Raw genomic sequence first — 23,540 nt, forward strand, 5'->3', positions numbered from 1 at the left:
ATATGAATACAGTATTAGGCAGGTTATTGATTAGTATTACCCTCTTTTTCTCCATTTTTGCGACGGCACAGGTTGAGGAAAAGGACTATCCTTTGGCTCCGATTCAACTAAACGGCTTTACACAGCTGGCTACGGTATTGGATCCCGAAGCCGGATGGGCCAATCAGCACAATAAAGACCCGTATTGCTATGCTCGCTTACGCGTAGACAATACGATGGCGCCGTACCAATGGTATGAATTTAAGGCAAAGTTTACGGTTACGCCGCTTATGCCGGATGGTTCTATAGACGAATCGGTTACGCCAAGAGAAGAAACGCTGGCGGTTTCCTATAGTCCGCATGGTGCGTCTGTTGTGAATACATTGTTTACAGACGTTAACTTTTTACAGGTTAAAAACCGATTTGGAATCAAAATCAGCCTGATTCCGGGTTCTGTTGAATATAAAGACATGGTCAACAATACCACGTCAAATTATATCCCTGAAAATATATTTTTAGATTTAGGGCTAAAGGTAAAACGCTATTATACGGTTTCCGATCAGTTACCTATTCCGATGGCAACCATAACGAATCAGTTGGATTCGTCAACCGGAGCAATGGTTCCGGGATCGATTAAAATAGAATGGCAAAAAATTTCAGGGGCACTCGAATATGAATTGGAATGGACCTGGGTGGATTCGTATGCCGCAACCAATTTGACTGCTAATCTGGCAAAAAATACAATCAATTTTAGCGATCGTGATTTTGAATTAAACAATACCCGAATTAGTACCAAATCGAGTTCCTACGAAATCCCCTTACTATATGCCAAAGGGTATTTAATTTATCGCGTTAGAGCTGTTGGTTTGCATCCTACCGTTTTTAAAGGGAAGTATTACGGTAAATGGAGTTCCGAAACGGGGGGGGCTAAAACCAAGGTTTCCGACTGGACTCATGTCGCTGAGTTATCCGAACACGAAAAAAGCAAAAACTGGCAATTACAGGTTAGTTATGCCGAAAACGGGAAAAAGAAAGAAGTGATCAGCTATTTCGACGGATCCTTGCGTAACCGACAAACGGTTACGAAAATCAATACCGATAAAAATGCAATTGTTGGGGAAGTAGTATACGATGCACAGGGAAGACCTGCTGTTGAGGTATTGCCAACTCCGACGAATGAGAATAGTATTCGTTATTTTAAAAACTACAATATGGCGCAAACCGGTACGCCGTATTCGTTCCGGGATTTTGACTTCGATGATAGTTCCGATCCGACAAATTGTAATATACAGATCAATAAAATGGATTTGGGATCGGGTGCGGCACGATATTATTCGGCCAATGGACTGATCGATTTTCCGAATAGTATCAATCAGAAATACGTTCCGGATGCCGAAAATCATCCTTTTTCACAGGTAGAATACACGCCGGATAATACCGGGCGTATTGCCCGAAAAGGAGGCGTTGGGGTTAACCATCAGTTAGGATCGGGACATGAGATGCGGTATTTGTATACGGTTCCAACCGATAAAGAACTAAACCGTTTGTTTGGTTATAGTGTTGGTGATGTATCACATTATAAAAAGAACATCGTGATTGATCCGAATGGTCAGGTATCGGTGAGTTATATCGACCCGCAGGGAAGAACAATTGCAACGGGATTATCCAATGATCCGAAGGACAACCTGGACAAATTAACCGATGCGGCAAACGATAATCCAGTACACGGTATGATGAACGATAATCTGCTAAGTCAGAACCGACTGGAGTCAACTGGTAATTTTCCGGGGAACGACGACCGCTATATCGTTTCGAAACAACTGGCTGTTGGAGGTGATAATATTGCTTATGAATTTGATTATAATGTCAAGCAAACGCAGCAATTCACACCATCCAGTCCGTTAACGTGTACCCTACCAACCTATCCTTTTGTATACGATTTGGTAATCAAACTAAAAGACCAATGTCAGGTCGATAAGATCAATGTTGAAAAAATCAAATTGGGTGGTAGCGGAAGTGCTTTCCCATATCAGTCGAATCCAAGTGATTTTAATCAGGCACTGGCTTCGGGTTCTTATGCGCTTTCAAAAGAACTGAAAGTCAATGCGGAACAACTCAATACGTATGCAACGGAATATATCAAAAAGTTAAAGGATAAAGACGATCCTTGTTACATCAATCCGAATCAGTTCTCTCCGAACATTTCATTGGATATGTGTAATATGGATTGTACCAGCTGTACGGCAGCATTGGGCACACAATCCAATTATATTCTGAATGCGTTAAGTACGTTTTTCAGTGTTCCGGTAAGTACGTTTAGTTTACCGTCAACACTTACACCGCCGATTGTGGTAACGATTACCGGTAATTCGGGTATCGATCAGAGTCAGGCCAATGGTCTTGCCAATCGTTTTTTCAGAGAATGGCAATTATTAAAACAGGAGTGTGTGCAATTGTGTACGCCGGAAGCGCTTTATGATTCCAGTTGTACGGTTAATGAGCAAACCTTATTGAGTGATGTTAGTCCTTTGGGACAATACGGAAATCCAAATGGAACCATTACCAATGAAGCTGGACAGCAAGTGCCCAATCCGGATTTTGAACTAAGTGTTTTTAACCCATCGAGTAAATTATATGCTAATGGAACCGTAACGGGGCATCACTGGAAAAATCCAACGACGCCTTATAAAGATATCGATGGCAATGATGCTTTTGTTAATGTTGTAGTAAATGCAAACGGAACGACTACGCCAGCATCCACAGGACAAGTGCTTTCGGCAACCATTAACGGTGAGAACGTTCGTAGAGTACGACCGCAACAGTTGGTTAATTATAACGACTTCGTTGAGGCTTTTGGTCCCGGTTGGGCAAAGTCATTAATTGCCTACCACCCGGAATACAATTACCTGGTGTACAACAAGGAGATTTGTAATCTTACTAAAAGCAACGGGACAACTTCATTAAATTCGGATGCCTACGATAGTTATCTGCAAAGCGTAACCACGTTTAATGATGCCGTGACTAAAGGTTTAATTGGAAGTACGCTTGCAGCGAATAGCGGTATTTATACATTAGATCCGTATTTTCAACAATTGCCAGCCAATTTTGAAAGTGCGACGCTATACGGTTACCGAATCGGCATTATGCAGGAAGCGATCAATTCTGATTATATGGTACATGACGACCCAGCGACAGTCGTGAAATTATATGAGGCCGCTTTACAGATGGTTTACTGTAATCCATTGGTGCAGTGTACCCCTCCAACGTCTATTTCTGCCTTAACACAAGATCAAAAAGATCAGTTTTGGAAAACATACAGAAGTCTTTATTTAGGTTTAAAATCAAAAATAAAGCACGTTTTTAGTAATATTTATGCGATCGAAAAAGGTACGTATAACGGTTGTATTGGTGGTGTATTGAATTATTCGGTTACGAATGTACTAACGGATAATTTCTCTCAGAAAACCAGTTTGTTTAATTATATCAATAGTATAGCGGTAACGTCACTTTGCGGTAGCACTAGCGGTATTTTATATAAAGAAAAAGCAAAACGTTTTATTCCGGTAGATTTTGGATATGATTCGGGCGTGGATCCGTTGACAGCCTTAAATCAGTTACAGGCACAAAACGATTACGAATATTATGCACAAACCGGAAATTGTCCGTTACTTTTTGATTTTGATTATTTCTTAAACGGTTTCTTTAAAGATGCCGCATTTAGCAGTGTGAATATTACAGCAATGTCCAGCCGACCTTTTACAGGACAGTATGTAACCCCTGATTTAATTAAAGCCTTAGGATCGACAACTGTGCCGTTAAATTCATTAAACATTAGTACGGCAACGGCAAGTAACACACTTACAATTAACTTTAGCGCTAGTCCGTCGCAACCGTTTTGCGGGACTACGGTTAAAGTAGAGTCATCGACATACACCTGGGCGAATTACAATACCACCTGGAAAATCACGAAGATCAAACAATTCTATTACGATCAAATAGCTTCCGTACCGGAAAATAAAGTGTTTGCTTATAGAGCAGTGGCGGAAATTTTAGTAAATGGTGCCACAAAAGAAGTGATCCTTTACGGAACCACCTGTGCGGCTATTGGAGCGTGTAGTACCGATCAGAATAATCAGGTTGGTCAGGTACTGGATCCTAATGACGCAGCACCCGGAAGTGGGCATAATTGTAGCGTAAGAAACAAATTCCGTCAGGCTTTTGTTGTTTTTATCAATGCGTTAAAACAATCACAAGAGTTGCAAAGTACAACGCCTGTTAGCTTAGAAAACATACCGTCGTATAAAAATTCATATCTGGCTACTTTCTTTAATGAGCCAACCAATTCGCCGATTCAGACAACGTGGATTAGTGGACAATATGGATATGGTATGTCTCGCGGAGGAGAAACGATATTTTCTTTAGATCAAACGGTAAATCTTTCTACAGTAAGTGGTTTGTTTCCATTTAGTAATGTTACGATTGTAGGAAATGGTTCCATCGATATTTTTACCTTTCACTATCCAACAACATCAGGATCTATTGGGAAAATAACGGCACGGGCAAAACCGAACCTTAATTATATTGACAGGGACTGTACCGTATGTATTCCACAAACGGTTACTCCGGTTGCCTGTGATGCTAAAAAAGCCGATTTCTTAGACTTTATACTTCACGGAGGACCCAATAATGGTCCGCGTATTACGGGGTATACCATTGAAGTTGGTGAGTTTGACAATTTCTGTACAAGCAATTTACAGTATCTTGTTGATAGCTATATATATTACTGTAATCAGTTGGCGGTTACGTCATCGTATGACTATAATTTCAGAACAATTGCAGAGTTCGGAAATACCTATTTGCATTACGGGTATAACGTGGATGAGGTTCATAATATCTTTAGGGTTATTGATGCTTATAAAGTGTATTATGGTAATAATGCCAGTAACCCCGATCGTTTAAACTGGAACAACTGGGTAAATACGGATTATCGTGCTGCCAATCCGGGGATATGTCCTCCGGTGACGATGAGTGTCGTTTCTCCAAATGTGCCGGTTGATACTGACGGTACCTGTACGCATTTAATCAAAAATTTAAATGAGACCTATCAGCAGGAAGCCTATGAGAATTATCTGGAATCGTTGCGTAAAAAATTCATAAAAGAATACATTACAAAAGCAATGGCAACGGTTCAGGAGAAATTTGATATGAACTATTTTGATAAAGAATATCAATATACCTTATACTATTATGATCAGGCCGGGAACTTAACGCAAACCGTAGCTCCGGAAGGCGTAAAACGATTTACACCGAGCGAGATCAATACCAAAAATGCGTCGATCAATACGTATAGAAACAGCTTTGATCCATTAACACCAGCCCCTGAAAATACGGCTTTACAGCCACAGCATACATTTAAAACGCAGTATCGTTACAATACGTTAAACCAATTGGTTTGGCAAAAAACACCGGATGGTGGTGAGACGCGTTTTGCATACGATGATTTAGGACGAATAATCGCATCGCAAAATAAAAAACAACTGGAGCTTTATCCGGAAATCAGGGCTTTTAGTTATACGGCTTATGACGATTTAGGACGTATCATTGAAGCGGGACAGATTTGGGCTAGCGCTCAGATGAATCAATATGGGAACTACTATTTTATTTCAGACGAAGGACGATTAATGCGTTCTACCCTTACTAATAGTGTTGTAACAAATGAGGAGGTCAATGCTTTTGTGAATATTGGAATTATGAAGATGGATGTGACGCGAACGGTTTATGATCAGGATCCGCTACTGGAAATAAATCCGGGACCAAGACCAGCTTCCGATTTTTTCTATTCCGATTATAACCCGCAAACCAGCCGAAATCGGGTTACCGGGATATTTACGTATAATGAATATACAGATGGAGATGAACAGGAATTTATTAATGCAATTGCATATAACTACGACATACACGGTAATGTAAAAGAAATGGTGACGTATGTAAAGGCATTGCGAGATTACAGCTGTGATCCAAATGTAATCGCCGATACGAATTTAGCCCTTAAAAACGACTGTGAATTACATATTAAACGTGTGATCTACGATTACGATCTGATCAGTGGTAATGTAAACACGGTTACGCATCAGCCAAATAAAACCGATCAGTTTATCCATAAATACGAATACGATGCCGATAATCGTATTGTTAATGTTAAAACATCACCGGATGGTATCGTTTGGGAGAATGATGCCAACTATCAATACTATGCGCATGGTCCGTTGGCACGTGTGGAGTTAGGGGATAAAAAAGTACAAGGTATCGATTATGCCTACACCTTACAGGGATGGTTAAAAGCGGTAAACGGAGAAAATCTGACGACACCGGAAAATGATATGGGACAGGATGGAATGGCAGCCCGATTGAATACCAATAAAGATGCGTTTGGTTATTCGCTTAACTATTTTGACGGCGACTATAAAGCCATTACAACAGACGATACAGGAGACGAAAATTTCAAACCGTTGATGTTTAGCCGTAATGGAAATCTTGCTGCCAATAACCGAAATCTGTACAATGGAAATATCAAACAGATGACTACGGCTATTCGTACGAATAGAGAAGCTTTATTGGATGTGCAGAAGAATAGCTATACCTATGATCAGTTAAACCGTATTACCGGGATGACATCTGCTGCGATAAAACCGGATGCTCTTGGAGTAGCCGATGTGAATAACGAAAGTTATAGTTCCAGCTATACGTACGATCGAAACGGAAACCTGAAAACGCTTCTTAGAACTGCTCCGGATCAGAATGGTGCTTTCCGAAAAATGGATGAATTAGTATACCATTATTTACCGGGTGATAACAAGCTTCGCTTAGTGGAAGATAAAGCAGGTTTCTCCGGATTGGCAACTAACGAACTGGGTGATCAGATACAGCAATTGGCTGCTTTAGGAATTACGTATAACATCAATAACCTGAGTACGCATAATTATATTTATGATCAGATTGGCCAACTTGTTGAAGATAAAACCGAAGGGTTAAAAATTGACTGGCGTGCCGATGGTAAGGTTAAAAGAATTGAAAAGTTTAAAAATAATGCACAAACGATTATCTATTTCGAATATGACGGTTTAGGAAACCGAATTTCGAAAAGTGTTTATGACGGCTCATTTGGCGATCCGATTACCAACTCCGATTACTATTCCAGAGATGCGCAGGGGAATGTATTGGCCGTGTATAAAGATGTCCAGATTTCAAACAGAAATGGTTATAACAGAAATTATTCTATAAAAGAACACCATATTTTTGGTAGCAGCCGATTGGGATTGGAAGATAAATTGGTTGGCTTGTATAAATACAAAAAACCGGAAATTGGTGGAGGGCCGTTGGGAATGACAGCTCAGGCTAGTGCCATGGCGGCTACAACCAGCATACCGAGTGTACCGTTGAGTGTGTCCGATTTAAAGATTTATTCCTTACGGGTAACGCCAACAACTAATGCTACATGGAACGAACCGTATTTATATGGGGTTAATCCTAATTTTAATGAATTTAATTTCAAAACTAAATTCAAAGTTGATCAAACTACAACACCAGCGCCTTCCACGTTAATCGGTCAGGTTGAGGTAATGGGACAGGGTACGTATATCGATGATAACAAAACGATTGTCCGACCACCGTTAAATGTGATGCCAAACCTTAACATTGAAGCCGATGGAACGATTACCCGAACTTTAGCTGGCGATAGTTGGGGAGATGTAGGTGGTTCGTCACCCTATCTTTTAACAGGCGACGGTTATGTAGAAAGAACCATAAGCGGAACTATCGCTTCCAATGAGTATATCATGTTAGGACTTTCCTATAACGATGTAAATGTACATTACAATACGATTAATTATTTACTGTATACATTCAACTCGAATAATTTACAGGCATGGGTTAATGGTACGTCTATGACGTTACCAACCGGAACCAATACATATAGCATTGGCGATGTATTACGCGTGGAGCGATTAAATGGTAAAATCAGATACTATAAGAATACAACATTATTGTATGAAGTTGCCGAGACAAATCCTGGGCAACCAATGTTGGTCGACTTTGCGATGTACAGAAGCCAAAGTAAAATCTATGGATTAAAAGTAGTACAATACAACAAATCGACTACCATTATAAAGAATCCGGAAATTGTGAATGCCCAAAATATTGCGGTCGATAGTAATGGAGCGATTGTCCGAACATTAGCAGGCGATGGTTGGGGAACTGTTGGTGGAGCGACGCCGTATCTGGTAACCGGCAATGGTTATGTAGAACGAACGATAAAAGGTACCGCTGCTTCTAATGATTATGTGATGTTAGGATTGTCGTATACCGATCCGAGCGTGAATTTTGATAAAATCGGCTATGCTTTTTATACTGCTGCGGGGAATATATTGTATGCGTATGAAAAAGGATTGCGTTATGATTTACCGGTAAGCGCGAATACGTATAAAGTAGGCGATGTTTTACGTGTAGAACGTTTAAATGGAAAAATCAGGTATTTAAATAACAATGTTTTAGTAAGAGAAGTTACAGAATTGGAACCGGGGCAACCGATGTTGGTTGACTTTGCGATGTATAGAAGTCAGACTAAAATCTACGATTTAAAAGTAGGACAATACAATGGCAAGCCATATGTAAATACAAATGAAGAAATTGTAAAACCGCAGTTATACAATACGCAAAACATTACGGTGGATGCTGCCGGAAAAATTACCAAAACCAGTGCGCCTACATGGGATGCTATTGGAGCAACGGCCAATATTCTAACCGGTAACGGTTATGTAGAGCGAACTATCGGTGGAACGCTGGATTCGAATTATAATGTATTCCTGGGACTATCGTATACCGATACCCCGGGTGCAACAGGGGCAGGATCCATCAATACGATTAAATATGCGATATACTCGTATAACGATGGTAGACTATTGGGCTATAAAGACGGTGTCAACAATCCGTTTACAGGTTATTATCCTTCGGCAGCCGATCGTTATGCTGTTGGAGATGTGGTTCGAATTGAGCGGATGAACGGTAAAATCCGTTTCTATAAAAATGGGATGATTTTACATACCTATACCGAAGACGGACCGAATGCCGGTAAACCAATGGTGGCGGACTTCCTGATGTGTTTCCAGAATACGAGTATTTATAATCTAAAAGTGGTTAATTACGATGCCGTACCACAATCGAATAATCAATATGCGATTACCAAACCACCATTAACGGCTTCGCAGAATGTAAGCGTTGATGCAAATGGTACGATTAGCAAAGCTAATCCACAGGTCTGGGATACGGGAGCCGAAACTGCAAAAATGCTGGTAGCTAATGGTTATGTAGAGCGAACGATTGGCGGGACGCTGGATTCGAATTATAAGGTGATGTTAGGATTGTCGTATCAGCCTAGTACGAATATTGTAAGCTATAGTACTATTAATTATGCCCTGTTTAGTCATTCGGATGGTAAACTTCGGGCGTATGAAAATGGTAACCTTCAACAGCTATCGGCATCATTTCCAGCGGAGACTATTATGTTTAAAGTAGGAGATGTGTTTAGAATTGAACGTCTAAATGGTAAAATTAAATTCTATAATAATGGTATTCTACTACATACATTGAATGAGCCCGCTGCAAATGCCGGTCAGCCAATGTTAGTAGGTTTTACAATGGCAGATCTGAATTCGAGTATCTACAACCTGAAAGTGGTGAACTATGTGATGCCGCAACAAATTAAGGAGGGCGATGTAAAAACCGGACTTAAATTCTATGCGGACTATGCAAACAACAAATTCAGTCCTAAGGTGTTATTAGCGAAGGAAGTATTCCTAAACGGAACGAATTCCCGAAAAGAGTATAAAGTGCTAAATCTTCCAAATGCGATCATCACACCTCAGGAGATGACCGAAAAAGGGATGGAAATTGACTATAGTGGACAGATAACACAGCTTTTAGGTAGTGATACTAGTTTAACGGGTATGCTAACACTTAATGGTACGCCTTATCCGTTTACGGTAAGCCCGGTTGTTTCATCGGGTGCGTATATACAGGAAAGACCGTATTCTAAACTGGAGCCCGGAGCATATGACATTTGTGGGGTAAACTATAATTTTGGAAGTCCTGTAAATGCCTTAACTCGTGAGTTTGATTTTAACAATAACGTAGGTGCGGGATTAAACAATCCGCCGGTTTCCACATTTGGAAATATTACGATGACGGTTACGCCGGGTACGGTTCGGGTGTTAGGGCCGTGTTTGATGGATACCGATGGCGACGGATTGTATGATATCTATGAAGATGTAAACAACGATAACAACCTGGCCAACGATGATACCGACGGTGATGGTATTCCAAACTATCTGGATCTGGACGACGATGGCGACGGTTATGCAACCTGGGAAGCTATTGAAGGAGCCGATCCGAACGGAGATCACAATCCATCCGATGCCATTGATACCGATGGTGACGGAATTCCGGATTATTTAGACAAGACCAATGGAAATTATCCGCATAACGGACTGATCGCCTATAAAAAATATGTAAATTTGACCGGTGACAAACGTTACGAGCTATCCAATCATTTGGGTAATGTCTTGGTAGTGATCAACGACAAAAAGATACCGGAGTTTGAAAAAGTAGATACTCCAAGTAGTGGTTTAGTAGCCTTTAATGCCGACGTTCTTAGTTATTCCGATTATTATCCGTTTGGAATGCTTCAGGATGCCCGTCATGGTTCCAAAGCGAATTATCGTTATGGATTCCAGGGTCAGGAAATGGATGATGAAATTAAAGGTGAAGGGAATTCTCTAAACTATACCTTTAGAATGCATGACCCTAGAGTAGGTAGGTTTTTTGCTGTGGATCCGTTGGAAAAGAAATACCCTTGGAATAGTCCTTATGCATTTAGTGAAAATAGAGTTATTGATGGAGTTGAATTAGAAGGGTTGGAATGGGCTCCTTCTAAAGCAGATTCAGGAACGAATAGTGGTTTTGTTGAGTATTTAGGGAAAGATGGTTTGCCTAATGGTAATCCAAAACCTGCCGTTCAATTAGGCGAAGTTACTGTTGCAGCAAGTGCTCAAAAAAGTGGTTTTTATGGTAAACCTTTTGAAAATACAATCGATGAAAATACCTTTCAAATATCAGGAGGAACGGGAGGAGTTAGATTTGGGAATGATTTTAGTAGTATAAAAGGAGAGGTTAAGGCTTTTAATGTTAATCTTTATAATCAATCTTCTCCGGCAGCATATGATGTTGGAGCAGAAATATCTGGAGTTGAGGGAGAAATAAATGCCTCTATTGGATATAAAAATTGGATAGGTTTTCAAGGAGGTCTTAATGGAAGTGTTTTTAAAGCGGTAGCTAATGCAAAAGCAGGATTCTTATTAGGAGAGGATGGTGTTTACGGTTATAAACAAGGCATGAATATAGGTGCGCATGTCCTAGAAGGTGGCGGAAACTTGGGGATAAGAGCCTTAGGTTTTTCCTTTGGAGGGGGAATAAGTGGTACAGCTGAGAGTGCACATGCTGGTTACGGAGGTCATATACTTTTAAGTACAAAGAAAAGAGAGGTTGATGCACAAATCGATGCGAATCTTGGTTGGATTCTTGGCTTAAAGGGTGAAGTTAATATTAAGTTTGATTATGGTATCTATATTGATTTATTTAAATAAAAAATGAGACTTTTATTTTATATTACATTAGTTCTAGTAAAGAATTTTTTTTCATTCAATCTTTATAAAAAAGATAGTAGCCTATACAAGATTCGATTTCTGTTGGTTAATTTTATATTGTTAGTTTCTTTTTTTTATGTCAATAGTTTTTGGGATAATGATGAAATTGAGGAAGTGATTCCTATAATTGTATGTATGGACTTTTTTTTGATACTATTTGTGTATGTTTTTAAATTATATAATTCTATATTAGAAAATTATGTAATTAAAAGATTTGAAGGATTGGTTAATCCATTCTCTTTTATTATTAACACGAAAATAAAGTTGAAAACATTTTATTTGATTGTAAGTTTTTTAGAATTATGTTTTCTTTTTTTAATACTTAAAACATAGTAATCCTGATAATCCCGATCGCGCGGATTTGTAATCCGTGCATACAATAAATAAAGTAAAAGCCCTAACGTTATGGTTAGGGCTTTTTTATTAAAAAGAGCGTGAGTCAATGGTTAGTCAATGGCTATCTTGGAGCTATAATTTGTATGATCAAATAAAAGTATAGGTCATAAAGTTGTAGTTTTGTTTTTAGAATAAATGTAAGAGAATAGATAAAGTTCTAGAGTTTGTTTCTTTTATTTTAGGCACGGATTGCAAATCCGCGCGATCCGGTTCTGTAATTTGTGTGATCAAATAAAAGTACAGATCTAAAAGTTGTGGTTTTTAGAATAAATGTAAAAGAATAAATAAGGTGTTTGTCGGCTTATTTAAGGTTTATTCCCGAATGTTTTGTTTGATGGTTGAGGTTGGCTTGATTTTGCGTTTGTTCTTTTAATATAGAGCTAGAATTGTATTGCCGGAAAGAAGTGTGAAAATGCAAATAGATATAAAACAAAAAAGCTCCAAACATAGTTTGAAGCTTTTGTACCCACTGTGGTACAAATCTCGAACCGATTCGAAGCAGATCTTGGACAAATGGAGTCACTTTGGGTCAATATTCTGGTTGAAGGTGGGGAAGAGGTGTTCGATGTACTGTCAAGTTCCGAGGTGATAAAGTAAAAAAACACTATTATTTGTTCGAAAAAATGGTGTTTAAAAAAGTCCGGGATAAATTTATCCCGGACTTTTTTATGTGGTTACTGAGGTAAGATATTATGAGATTGACTAGATATTCAAGTTGGTTTTAATTTTTTTAAAAAGTATCTTTACAATTCTATCTTTGTAAAAAACTATCCCCTAAAAAATATCGATAGGCTCTTTTTGTGTGGTAACGGGGGGAAATTATTATATCCACTCGGCAGGAATAACAATATTTTCTGGGCAATTAAAGTCTTTGATGACATCAAGGAACTTTTGAGTTACTCCTATTTCAGTATGATCTAAGAAATTGAAAATATCATTTCCATTCCAAGAATCGAAATAAACTCTTAATGAATCCTGATTATTACTATTTTCCCTAAGCATTAAATCCATATCTATGGTATCAGAATCAACCTTCATCAAACCACATTCGTTACACATTTCTCCAAATTTATATGCAATCGGAATATTCTTAACTTGTGGTGGAAAGATTGCCAGATATATAAATAAACCAATTTCTTTAAAATTGCCTTCAAAATATTTTGACTTTTTATTTTTGACTTTTATAGGAGCATAGCCTTTGACATTTTTTTCTTCAAGCACATCAAATAATCTCTGGGAAACTATTAGACAACCCATAGAAAAAAACATATCTTCACCATTATATTCATCAAACTCAAATTCAAGTTCTGAATATTTTATCTCTTTGACCAATGTGCGGTTACATTCTGGACAAATTGGTTGCTGAACCCTAAAAGAACCAGCCCCAATCCTTCCAATATTGTGATCACAGTTAAGTGTATAAATTTTGGGTCTTTCCATTTTTATTATTATTTTAAAATATTTCTATATAGTTTTGTAATATTACCCGTTGCGCAAAGCCTCCCGGCTTTGTGCGAACTATTCGCTTGTGGTTTATTTTTGTTAGCCAAATGTTCTGAAAACAAAAATATTAAAAATATACGACGAAGCTACAAAAGTAAAATGTGTGAAATAAAAAAGCCACACGAAAGGATTGACCTATTTTCTGAATCTTGAAAAAACGATCATAGTGTTTTTCTAATTCAGGAAGTTTATCGCTTTTAAAAGAATTATATTGTGTATCTATCGGAACAAGATTCCATATTAGATCATGTGTGACGAAAGCATATGGGACAAAATGATCCAGGGCATATTTATCGATGTATAGTTTTTTATTTGTATAGATACAGTCAATCGTGCCTAATTCGTTAAAAATAATATCCCAATAATTTTTCCGCTGTTTGATCAGAGAACCACGTATTGCGGGCTTTATCAATTTACCTTGTATGTTAGGAACGTTTGGATTACGTGTCTGAAGGAATAAAGACAAATTCCAATGGCAAAAATCTTTTAGTATCCTGCCATTTTGTTTGATGTAAGACACCCATTCCGGATTTATTTTTATTTGATCATCAAAAATAGCGTATAACGAGTGATTCGCAAATGTTTTTGATTCGGAATAAATCCTTTTTCGATATTGAGAATCATTTTCATTATTGATTCTGGGAAACCAAGGTGATAAGAACCAATGAGGTACGTTTTTGTTGAAATGGTTTAATGATTTTACAGTAATAGAATTTTGACTCTCACAAAGTTGCTTTAAAATGTTGTTTTTTGCAGTGTCTATTGCGATTTTTTCTGTGATGATAATTGTGTTTACTGCTTGTTGTATAATGTCCTGTTGTCCAAAAGAAATATGAAAGTAATTTACGGTATATCATGCATTGCTGATCATTCTGGCAAACAGTGCTTTTTTGTCTAAATTCAATCGATCTTCCTCTATTGCTTCAACAATAGCAATGAGCCAGTAAAATTTGTATGTTGCTGAAGTATTATTAAAAGCAGATGCTAATTTCGAGATAGGTAGCTTTTCGGAAAACGGTAAACTCATGTTACTCTTTTGGTATAATGTTTTGTAGTTATTGTCTTTTGTCTAAGGTATTAAAAATAAACGTTCAAGGTATTCTGGATAAAAAATAATATCTTTACAATTCTATCTTTGTAAAAAACGATCCCCTAAAAAATATCGATAGGCTCTTTATGCTCTTTTAGTTTTTAAGGCATAAAAAGAGCTAGTCTTCATCACTCAATAACGTTGTAAGAGCGGCCTGCTTTTGCGATGATATTGTTTTTGTTTCATTATGTAAAACATATTATATGCCGACAGCAATTTTATATATCAGGGTAAGTACGGGAGCGCAAGCGGCTAGAGGGTATTCACAAAGAAGTCAGTTGGATAGACTGGAGAAGTATTGCAGGGATAATAATGTCAAAATATATGATACGGTTTATGAAGATTGTTCTGCAAAATCGTTCAATAGACCAGAATGGAAAAAGCTTTTTAGCTTCCTAAAAACTAAAAAGACTGGTGTGGATATGCTGTTGTTTACCAGTTGGGATCGCTTTAGTAGAAGTATTATCGATTCGTACACAATGATTGAAAAACTAAAAAGACTTGGTGTGAGTGTCCAAACAGTAGATCATCCGGTTGATTTTAGTACTATGGAATCTCAATACCGACTAGCGATAAGTTTTGTTGAATCAGAAGCAGAAAATGCTAGGTTGAGTGAAAGGGTTAAGCGAGGAATATTAAAAGCAAAGCAAGAAGGGAAGTGGATCGGTAAGGCTCCGTTAGGTTATCAAAACAGGCAGACCAGTAATGGAATGAAATATATAGCATTAAAAGAACCGGAGGCTAAATTGTTGAAAAAAGCTTTTGAGGAAGTAGCAAAAAACATATTTAGTGTAGGGGATGTTTATAATCAAATGATTTCGGAAGGATTGCAATGTAGTAGAAGCAATTTTTTTAGATTATTAAAGAACCCGATTTATTGCGGAAAGATTCGAGTTTTCGATTCGAATACCGGAAAAGAGTATGATATTGACGGTGCGCATGAACCGCTTATTTCATCTGTACTATTTGAAAAAGTTCAGACGGTGATTGATAAGCGCAAGCGAAAAACATCAAAAAGAAAAGTATTGTACGAAGAGCTTATATTAAGAGGCTTTTTGTCTTGTCCGGAATGTGGTAAAAGCCTAACAGGAAGTGCTTCAAAAGGACGGTCTAAAAAGTATCATTATTATCATTGTCATCCGGGGTGCAATTTCCGTATAAGAGCGGATGAGGTAAACCATCTGTTTGTTGAATTTCTAAAGAATCTAAAAGCAAATGAACCCTATGCTACTTTAGTAGAAATGATTCAGGATAATCTCAAAACTGCATCCGATCGAAAAACTGAATCAGAAAGAGCTCAAAAGGCCTCCATGGTAGAGCGGTTTTCGGATAAAATGGTTAATGCGCATGATTTGTTTGTAAAAGGAGATATCGATTATGATGATTATCTCTTAATACAATCCAATTGTAAAAGACAAATCAAAACATATGTTGAAGAAGTACAGCAGTTGGCCATACTGTCTAAAAATGGATCTTCTAAAGGGATTTCTTGTGTTTTGGATAAACTGTATGATTTTTATACAGAAGCTTCGTTAGATGTCAAAAGAGAGCTTATTAGCTATATGTTGCCTGAAAAAGCGACTTTGTTAAAAGAAGGTTTTGATGAAATGGTGAATGAGCCCACAAGGATAGTTTTTAATATCAAGAATTCAAATCCAAAACAAGACGATCAAAATAATGAATCAGGTTCTTTCCAGGTAATGGATGAAAAGTATTTAATCTTCATTCAAGATTACTTCACGGAAAAGAAAATGGTTCAACCTACAAATCTTAAAAATATCGTCGTTTTCCTAAAGAAAATAACCTTGTTGATCATTAGAGGGTAAAAATGATTTTTTTGATTTCATTTTTGCTTGTAAATCAGTTTGTTGTAGTGGTTCATGTCCTGTCAACCAACATGCTGGGAAACTAACTTAAAATGGATTGAGAAACCTGATTTTTAGGTTGTAATATTTTGATTTTTAGCTGTTTGTGTTTTGTTGAATTGGTTCGATAGGGTAAAAACACAATTTTGAAGAAAACGAGGAATTGAAATTAGATTTATTTTGTAAATAATTGATATTCAAATTATTATAAAACAAAAAAGCTCCAAACATAGTTTGAAGCTTTTGTACTCAAGGCGGGACTTGAACCCGCACGAACATTACTGTTCACTGGATTTTAAGTCCAGCGTGTCTACCAATTCCACCACTCGAGCATTAATAAGGTAGTTGAGCGAAAAACGGGGTTCGAACCCGCGACCTCAACCTTGGCAAGGTTGCGCTCTACCAACTGAGCTATTTTCGCATTTTATTTTTTTCTTAGAACGTCGCTATACTTGTTCTGTATTGCGGATGCAAATTTAGTACATAAATCTAATTATACAAGTCTTTTCCTGAAAAAAAATAAAATCTTTTTTTAATGTATTGATAACCTTTAGGTTAATTATAGAATTATTTTTTGGTCAGCATTCGTTTGATCTCGTTCAGCTTCATCAGCGCTTCCACGGGCGTTAGCGTGTTGATATCCGTATTTAGAATTTCTTCCTTGATTTCTTCCAATAACGGATCGTCCAGACTAAAAATACTCAGTTGCATTTCGTCTTTATCCGACTTTACGCCAGCCAAGGCTTCGCTCGAATGATCCTTCTCTAGCTTTTTAAGCAATTTCTGGGCCTTCTGGATCACCGTTTGCGGCATTCCGGCCATCTTGGCCACATGAATACCAAAACTGTGCGCACTGCCGCCTTTTACAAGCTTACGGATAAAAAGGACGTTGTCTTTTAATTCCTTTACCGAAACGTTGAAATTCTGAATACCGTCAAAGATCACTTCCATTTCGTTTAACTCGTGGTAGTGGGTGGCAAACAGCGTCTTTGGTTTTGCCGGATGTTCGTGAAGATATTCTGCAATCGCCCAGGCAATCGAAATACCGTCGTATGTACTCGTTCCACGGCCAATTTCGTCCAGTAATACCAGACTTCGATCGGAAATATTGTTCAAAATGGAGGCCGTTTCGTTCATTTCAACCATAAAAGTCGATTCGCCCATCGAAATGTTATCCGACGCGCCGACACGGGTAAAGATCTTATCGACAATTCCCATTCGGACACTTTCGGCCGGAACAAAACTTCCCATTTGAGCTAGCAATACGATCAAGGCTGTCTGACGTAAAATAGCCGATTTACCGGACATATTCGGACCGGTAATCATAATGATCTGTTGGGTTTTGTTGTCTAGAAAAACATCGTTGGCAATATATGGAACACCAATTGGTAGCTGTTTTTCAATAACCGGGTGACGACCGTTTTTAATTTCCAGTTCAAAACTTTCGTCAATTGTCGGTTGAATATAATGATTCTCGATCGCCAGTTGCGAAAAAGAAGTCAAACAGTCCAGTTGTGCGACCAGATTGGCGTTTACCTGTACCGCTTTGATATACGTCGATACCCATAATACCAGTTGCTCAAACAATTCCAGTTCCAGTTTGTAAATCTTTTCCTCGGCACCTAAAATCTTACTTTCATATTCTTTTAGCTCTTCGGTAATATAACGCTCGGCATTCACTAAGGTCTGCTTGCGGATCCATTCGGAGGGAACCTTATCTTTATGGGTGTTTCGGACTTCAATATAATACCCGAATACATTGTTAAAGGATACTTTTAACGACGGAATACCGGTTTTTTCGCTTTCACGGGTTTCCAAAGCTTCCAGGTATTCTTTTCCGGAAAAAGCAATACGGCGCAGTTCATCCAGTTCGTCGTGGATTCCGGTCGCAATAGCGTTTCCTTTGTTGATCGCTACCGGAGCATCGGGATTTAGGTTGACTTTGATTTTCTCGCGTAATACATCACAGGAATGTAGTTTTTCGCCAATGTTTTTGACCGATGGATTGCTGCTTTCCTGAGCGATGGTCTTAATCGGAATAATCGCATCCAGAGAATTGCACAGGTAAATCAACTCACGCGGACTTACTTTTCCGGTGGCGACTTTCGAAATCAGACGCTCCAGATCGGAGATTTGTTTGATCTGGTATTGTACTTTTTGTAATTCCTCCTGATTTTCTTTAAAATAGGCCACCACATTGTGACGTTCTTTTACGCGATCGGCGTCTTTTAACGGAAGCGCCAACCAGCGTTTTAGCAAACGACTTCCCATAGGCGAAAGCGTCCGGTCGATTACGTCTAATAAAGTCACTGCATTTGGATTCGTACTATGATACAATTCCAGATTGCGAATCGTAAAGCGATCCATCCAAACATAAGCATCTTCGGCTATACGATGGATAGAGGTAATATGTTGTATTTTGTTATGTTGTGTTTCGGATAGGTAATATAAAATCGCACCCGAGGCAATTAAACCTTCGGGAAGTTCGTCCACGCCAAATCCTTTCAGGGAGTTGGACTGAAAATGATTGGTAAGCGTTTCAAAGGCATAATCTTCCTTGTAAATCCAGTCTTCCAGAAAAAAAGCATGGAAATGCTCGCCAAAAGTTTCTTTAAACTGATTTTTATGATTTTTAGGCACCAGAATTTCACTCGGACTAAAATTTTGAAGCAGCTTGTCGATATACTCGGCATTTCCCTGTGAGGTTAAAAATTCACCGGTCGATACGTCCAAAAAGGAAACACCTAATGTTTTTTTGCCAAAGTGTACCGAAGCCAAAAAGTTATTTGATTTGGAATGTAATACTTCATCGTTTAAAGCAACTCCGGGAGTAACCAGTTCAGTAACACCGCGTTTTACGATCGTTTTGGTCATTTTCGGATCTTCCAACTGATCGCAAATGGCTACACGTAGTCCGGCTTTTACCAGTTTCGGTAAATAGGTGTTTAACGAATGATGCGGGAATCCGGCTAATGCGGTTTCCGAATCCGATCCGGCACCGCGTTTGGTTAAGGTAATGCCTAAAATTTGAGAGGCACGAACGGCATCGTCACCAAAAGTTTCGTAAAAATCGCCCACGCGGAACAACAAACAGGCATCGGGATATTTTCGCTTGATCTCATTGTATTGCTTCATTAAAGGGGTTTCCTTCGGTGTTTTTTCTTTTGTTGACAAGGCTTTTCGATTTTATGTTTTGTAAAAAGCGAAAGTAAGGATTTTTTAGAAAAAGTAAAGGGGACAATCCGAACTTAATGTTTGTCATAAAGCCGGTTTACTATCGGATTTTATGATTAATTTTGCCGTTTAGTATTTGAAAAAAGATGAGAAAACTAGCGAATAGCGAATTAGAACGAAAAAATATATCCGAATTCAAGGAAGCCGATAAAACACCGATTATTATTGTACTGGATGATATCCGGAGTTTACACAATATCGGATCGGTTTTTAGAACGGCGGATGCGTTCCTGATCGAAAAGATTTATCTGTGCGGCATTACGGCGACGCCTCCGAATAAGGAAATTCATAAGACCGCTTTAGGTGCGACCGATACGGTAGCCTGGGAATATGCAAAAGATGTATTGGAAGTGATCGAAAATCTGAAAAAGGAAAAAGTATCGGTTTTTGCAATCGAACAGGTGGAACATTCGGTATTCTTACAGGATTTTATTCCGGAAGCGGATGCCAAATACGCGCTGGTTTTTGGAAATGAAGTAAAAGGTGTCGCGCAACAGGCGATCGATGCTGCCGATGGTACGATCGAAATTCCGCAATTGGGAACCAAACATTCGTTGAATATTTCGGTTAGTGCCGGAATTGTGGTTTGGGATCTGTTCCGAAAAATGCAGTTCGAAGGTTAGGCTTTTATTTTTGCGGAAATCATGTCCAGAATCTGAAGGTAGTCTTCCTGGTTTTCCACAAAGTCATAATCGGACACATCGATAATTAATACGTTGAGGTTACTTTGCGATTTGATATAATCCAGGTAACCTCTGTTTATTTTGTCCAGATATTCGGCCGGGATTTCCTGTTCGTACGAACGACCTCTTTTGCGGATGTTTTCCAACAGGCGCGGGGTGTTCTGATACAGGTACACATACAATCCGGGTTTGGGCATTTCTTTATAAATGATGTCAAACATCGTTTTGTACAATCGAAATTCATCTTCGCCTAAGGTTACTTTGGCAAAAATCAACGATTTAAAAATATGGTAATCAGCGACAATAAAGTCTTTAAAAAGGTCGAATTGCGCCAGGTCATCGGACAGTTGTAAATAACGATCGGCCAAAAACGACATTTCCAATGGAAACGCATAGCGCGCCTGATCTTTATAAAATTTTGGAAGAAACGGATTGTCGGCAAAACCTTCCAGAATTAATTTGGCATTAAAATCTTCCGAAATCTTGGTGGCAAGGGTTGTTTTTCCGGCGCCAATGTTTCCTTCTATCGCGATATAGTTAAAATGTTGCAGTTCGAATTTTTCAAGAGGCGAAGCAAGCTTGCCCACTACGGTACACGTACTGTTGTCGGAAGTAATAGCGATCAGTTCGGAAATACTTTTCTTTAAAACCGGATGTATCCAATCCAATCGTAGGTCGTTTAGCGGTTGTAGCACAAACAAACGGTGTTGCATTTGCGGATGTGGAACCTGCAAATCCGGAGTATCAATGATCATTTCGTCACAGCTGATAATATCCAGATCGATCGTACGTGCCTGATAACCTTCCTGAGTGCTGCGGATGCGACCCAGTGTTTTTTCGATAGCCAAAATCTTTTCCAGTACGGTTTCAACCGAACGATGCGTGTGAAGTACCAGTGCGCAGTTATAAAAGGCATCGCTTTCAAATCCCCATGATGGCGTCTCGTAAAGTCGTGATATACGAATAACGGTGCCTATGTTTTTATGAATCAGGTTAATGGCGTTTTGAATGTTTTCAATACGGTTTCCCTGGTTGCTTCCTAATGATACTACTACTTGATTCTGACTGCGCATACGGCAAAATAACTAAAAGAATTTTAGAATTAAAGTATATTTGTTGGAAGTGTTGATAAATTGTTTTGTAACAATTATGGAAAAACACCTACTTATTATAAAAACGAAAAAGAAATGAGATTTATAGGAAACGTACTGGCCACAATAGTGGGGATATTTGTGTTTTTTATGGTGTTGTTTTTCGGAATTGTACTTATTAAAGTAATTTTCGGAGGAGATGACAATAAAGTAGCAATTAAAGACAATTCGGTTATCGAACTCGATTTATCGGAAGTAAAACAGGATTACGGTGGAAAATTCAATTTTGCCGATTTTAATTATTTCCAAGCCAAACACGACGGTGTTGTCGATGTATTAAATGCGATTGAGGCGGCTAAGACTGATGATAAAATCAAAGGAATTTCGATCGTAAACAATACGGCAATGATTGGTATTGCACAGCGTAAAGCGGTTCGTGACAAACTGGAAGATTTTAAAAAATCAGGAAAGTTTGTGGTAGCCTACGCCAATGCCTATTCACAAGGGGAATATTATCTGGATTCCGTTGCGGATACCTTATATGTGAATCCGGTAGGAGAACTGGATTTTAAAGGTCTTTCTACCGAAATCTTATTCTTTAAAGATTTTCAGGATAAAACCGGTGTAAAAATGGAAGTAATTCGTCACGGAAAATACAAAAGTGCCGTAGAGCCGTTTTTAGAAAATGAAATGAGCCCGGCCAACCGCGAGCAGATGACGGTTTTATTGAATTCAATCTGGTCTACCGTAGTGGATGATATTTCCAAAAGCCGTAAAATTTCTGTAGATAGCCTAAATGCGATTGCCAATAATCTTGGTGCCAGAACACCGGAATTAGCAAAAGCTAAAAAATTAATCGATAAAATCGGTTATGAAGACGAGTATCATAACGGTATCCGTCGCGCTTTAAAAGTAGAAAAAGACGAAGAATACAATAAAGTTGACATTCTGGATTATGCCCGTAACGTAGCCAATACAAACGATAGTTATACGGCTAAAGATCGCATCGCGATTATTTATGCGCAAGGTGAAATTCTTTCCGGTGAAGGCGATGTAAGCTATATCGGCGAAGGTTCAATGCGTCGTTCGTTAGAGGATGCGCGTAACGACGATAATGTAAAAGCAGTTGTCTTACGAATTGATAGTCCGGGAGGTAGTGCGCTGACATCGGAATTAATCTGGAGAGAAATCGAATTAACCAAAAAGAAAAAACCGGTAGTGGTTTCTATGGGGAATCTGGCGGCTTCGGGTGGTTATTATATCGCTTGTAATGCCAATACCATTTTTGCCGAACCAAATACGATCACCGGATCAATCGGGGTTTTCGGAACATTGCCAAACTTTAGTCCGTTGGCTAAAAAAATAGGAATCAATGCCGAACAGGTAAAAACACACCAAAATGCATCCGGTTACAGTGTTTTCGAACCGTTGGATGAAAACTATAAAAATGTAGTGTTGGAAGGTGTGGAACATATCTATAATACCTTTGTAAGTCGTGTGGCTGCTGGAAGAAAAATGACATTTGCTCAGGTGGATAGTATCGCTCAGGGACGTGTTTGGGCTGGAAAAGACGCCATTAAAATCGGATTGGTCGATAAAATGGGCGGATTGGATCAGGCAATCAAACATGCGGCTTCATTGGCAAAAATCAAAGAATACAAAACGGAAGATTATCCGGAATACAACAAAACGGTACAGGATATGCTTCGCGGTTTAACCGGAGGTAGTGTATCGATGTTCCAAAGCCGTGAAGCGTTGATCAAAGAACAAATCGGAGACGAAGGCTATCAGGTGATTGAACAAATCCGAAGAGCCAAACAACAACGAGGTGTTCAGGCGTTGATGCCATTCGAACTGGTGATTCAATAAGATCCCGTATTGTAGAGAAATGCTACAAATTCCGGTGAAAAGTTTCCGGAAAGCAAAATAAATACAGCCTTTTA

The 23,540-nt window shown here is 38.6% G+C and carries 7 protein-coding genes and 2 tRNA genes; 4 read left to right on the forward strand and 5 right to left on the reverse strand.

Annotated elements, in window-relative coordinates:
* Positions 1-2 precede the first annotated feature (2 nt).
* Complete coding sequence (locus tag AAFN64_RS15675) at positions 3-11,675, forward strand: RHS repeat-associated core domain-containing protein (RefSeq protein ID WP_347761189.1); 11,673 nt, start codon at positions 3-5, stop codon at positions 11,673-11,675.
* Between the two features lie 1,278 nt (positions 11,676-12,953).
* Here the strand turns inward: AAFN64_RS15675 and AAFN64_RS15680 are convergent.
* Entirely contained in the window at positions 12,954-13,571 is a 618-nt protein-coding gene (locus AAFN64_RS15680; RefSeq protein WP_347761191.1) for a hypothetical protein, read from the reverse strand.
* Positions 13,572-14,927: 1,356 nt separating this feature from the next.
* On the opposite strand from AAFN64_RS15680, the gene AAFN64_RS15685 reads away from it, so the two are divergent.
* Positions 14,928-16,550 (forward strand): recombinase family protein, encoded by a 1,623-nt coding sequence (locus tag AAFN64_RS15685; RefSeq protein WP_347761192.1) that lies wholly within the window; start codon positions 14,928-14,930, stop codon positions 16,548-16,550.
* Positions 16,551-16,835: 285 nt separating this feature from the next.
* Here the strand turns inward: AAFN64_RS15685 and AAFN64_RS15690 are convergent.
* The 3 genes from AAFN64_RS15690 to mutS all read right to left on the reverse strand — a co-directional run bounded on the left by AAFN64_RS15690 (position 16,836) and on the right by mutS (position 19,763).
* Positions 16,836-16,921: transfer RNA gene (locus AAFN64_RS15690), tRNA-Leu, on the reverse strand.
* A 16-nt stretch (positions 16,922-16,937) separates the two neighbouring features.
* Positions 16,938-17,010 (reverse strand) — tRNA-Gly (locus AAFN64_RS15695).
* A 146-nt stretch (positions 17,011-17,156) separates the two neighbouring features.
* Positions 17,157-19,763, reverse strand: a complete 2,607-nt coding sequence (gene mutS / locus AAFN64_RS15700; RefSeq protein ID WP_347761194.1) for a DNA mismatch repair protein MutS — start codon at positions 19,761-19,763, stop codon at positions 17,157-17,159.
* Between the two features lie 146 nt (positions 19,764-19,909).
* Here mutS and AAFN64_RS15705 point away from each other — a divergent pair, with 146 nt between their 5' ends.
* Positions 19,910-20,446: an RNA methyltransferase gene (locus tag AAFN64_RS15705; RefSeq protein ID WP_347761195.1), complete on the forward strand. Its 537-nt coding sequence runs from the start codon at positions 19,910-19,912 to the stop codon at positions 20,444-20,446.
* Here AAFN64_RS15705 and folK read toward each other — a convergent pair.
* Positions 20,443-21,579 carry a 2-amino-4-hydroxy-6-hydroxymethyldihydropteridine diphosphokinase gene (folK, locus tag AAFN64_RS15710; protein ID WP_347761197.1) on the reverse strand — a complete coding sequence of 379 codons (1,137 nt, stop codon included), beginning with the start codon at positions 21,577-21,579 and terminating at the stop codon, positions 20,443-20,445. The two genes, AAFN64_RS15705 and folK, sit on opposite strands and share 4 nt — an antisense overlap.
* 114 nt (positions 21,580-21,693) lie before the next feature.
* Here folK and sppA point away from each other — a divergent pair, with 114 nt between their 5' ends.
* Complete coding sequence (gene sppA, locus AAFN64_RS15715) at positions 21,694-23,466, forward strand: signal peptide peptidase SppA (RefSeq protein ID WP_347761198.1); 1,773 nt, start codon at positions 21,694-21,696, stop codon at positions 23,464-23,466.
* The last annotated feature ends 74 nt before the right edge of the window (positions 23,467-23,540 follow it).

It is taken from the genome of Flavobacterium sp. CAU 1735 (assembly GCF_039888695.1).
Classification (GTDB): Bacteria; Bacteroidota; Bacteroidia; order Flavobacteriales; family Flavobacteriaceae; genus Flavobacterium.

Bases quoted from the DNA above. Each gene is read 5' to 3' on its own strand.
- sppA (WP_347761198.1), top strand. From the start codon at position 21,694: ATGAGATTTATAGGAAACGTACTGGCCACAATAGTGGGGATATTTGTG.
- folK (WP_347761197.1), bottom strand. From the start codon at position 21,579: ATGCGCAGTCAGAATCAAGTAGTAGTATCATTAGGAAGCAACCAGGGA.
- AAFN64_RS15685 (WP_347761192.1), top strand. From the start codon at position 14,928: ATGCCGACAGCAATTTTATATATCAGGGTAAGTACGGGAGCGCAAGCG.
- AAFN64_RS15680 (WP_347761191.1), bottom strand. From the start codon at position 13,571: ATGGAAAGACCCAAAATTTATACACTTAACTGTGATCACAATATTGGA.
- AAFN64_RS15675 (WP_347761189.1), top strand. From the start codon at position 3: ATGAATACAGTATTAGGCAGGTTATTGATTAGTATTACCCTCTTTTTC.
- AAFN64_RS15705 (WP_347761195.1), top strand. From the start codon at position 19,910: ATGAGAAAACTAGCGAATAGCGAATTAGAACGAAAAAATATATCCGAA.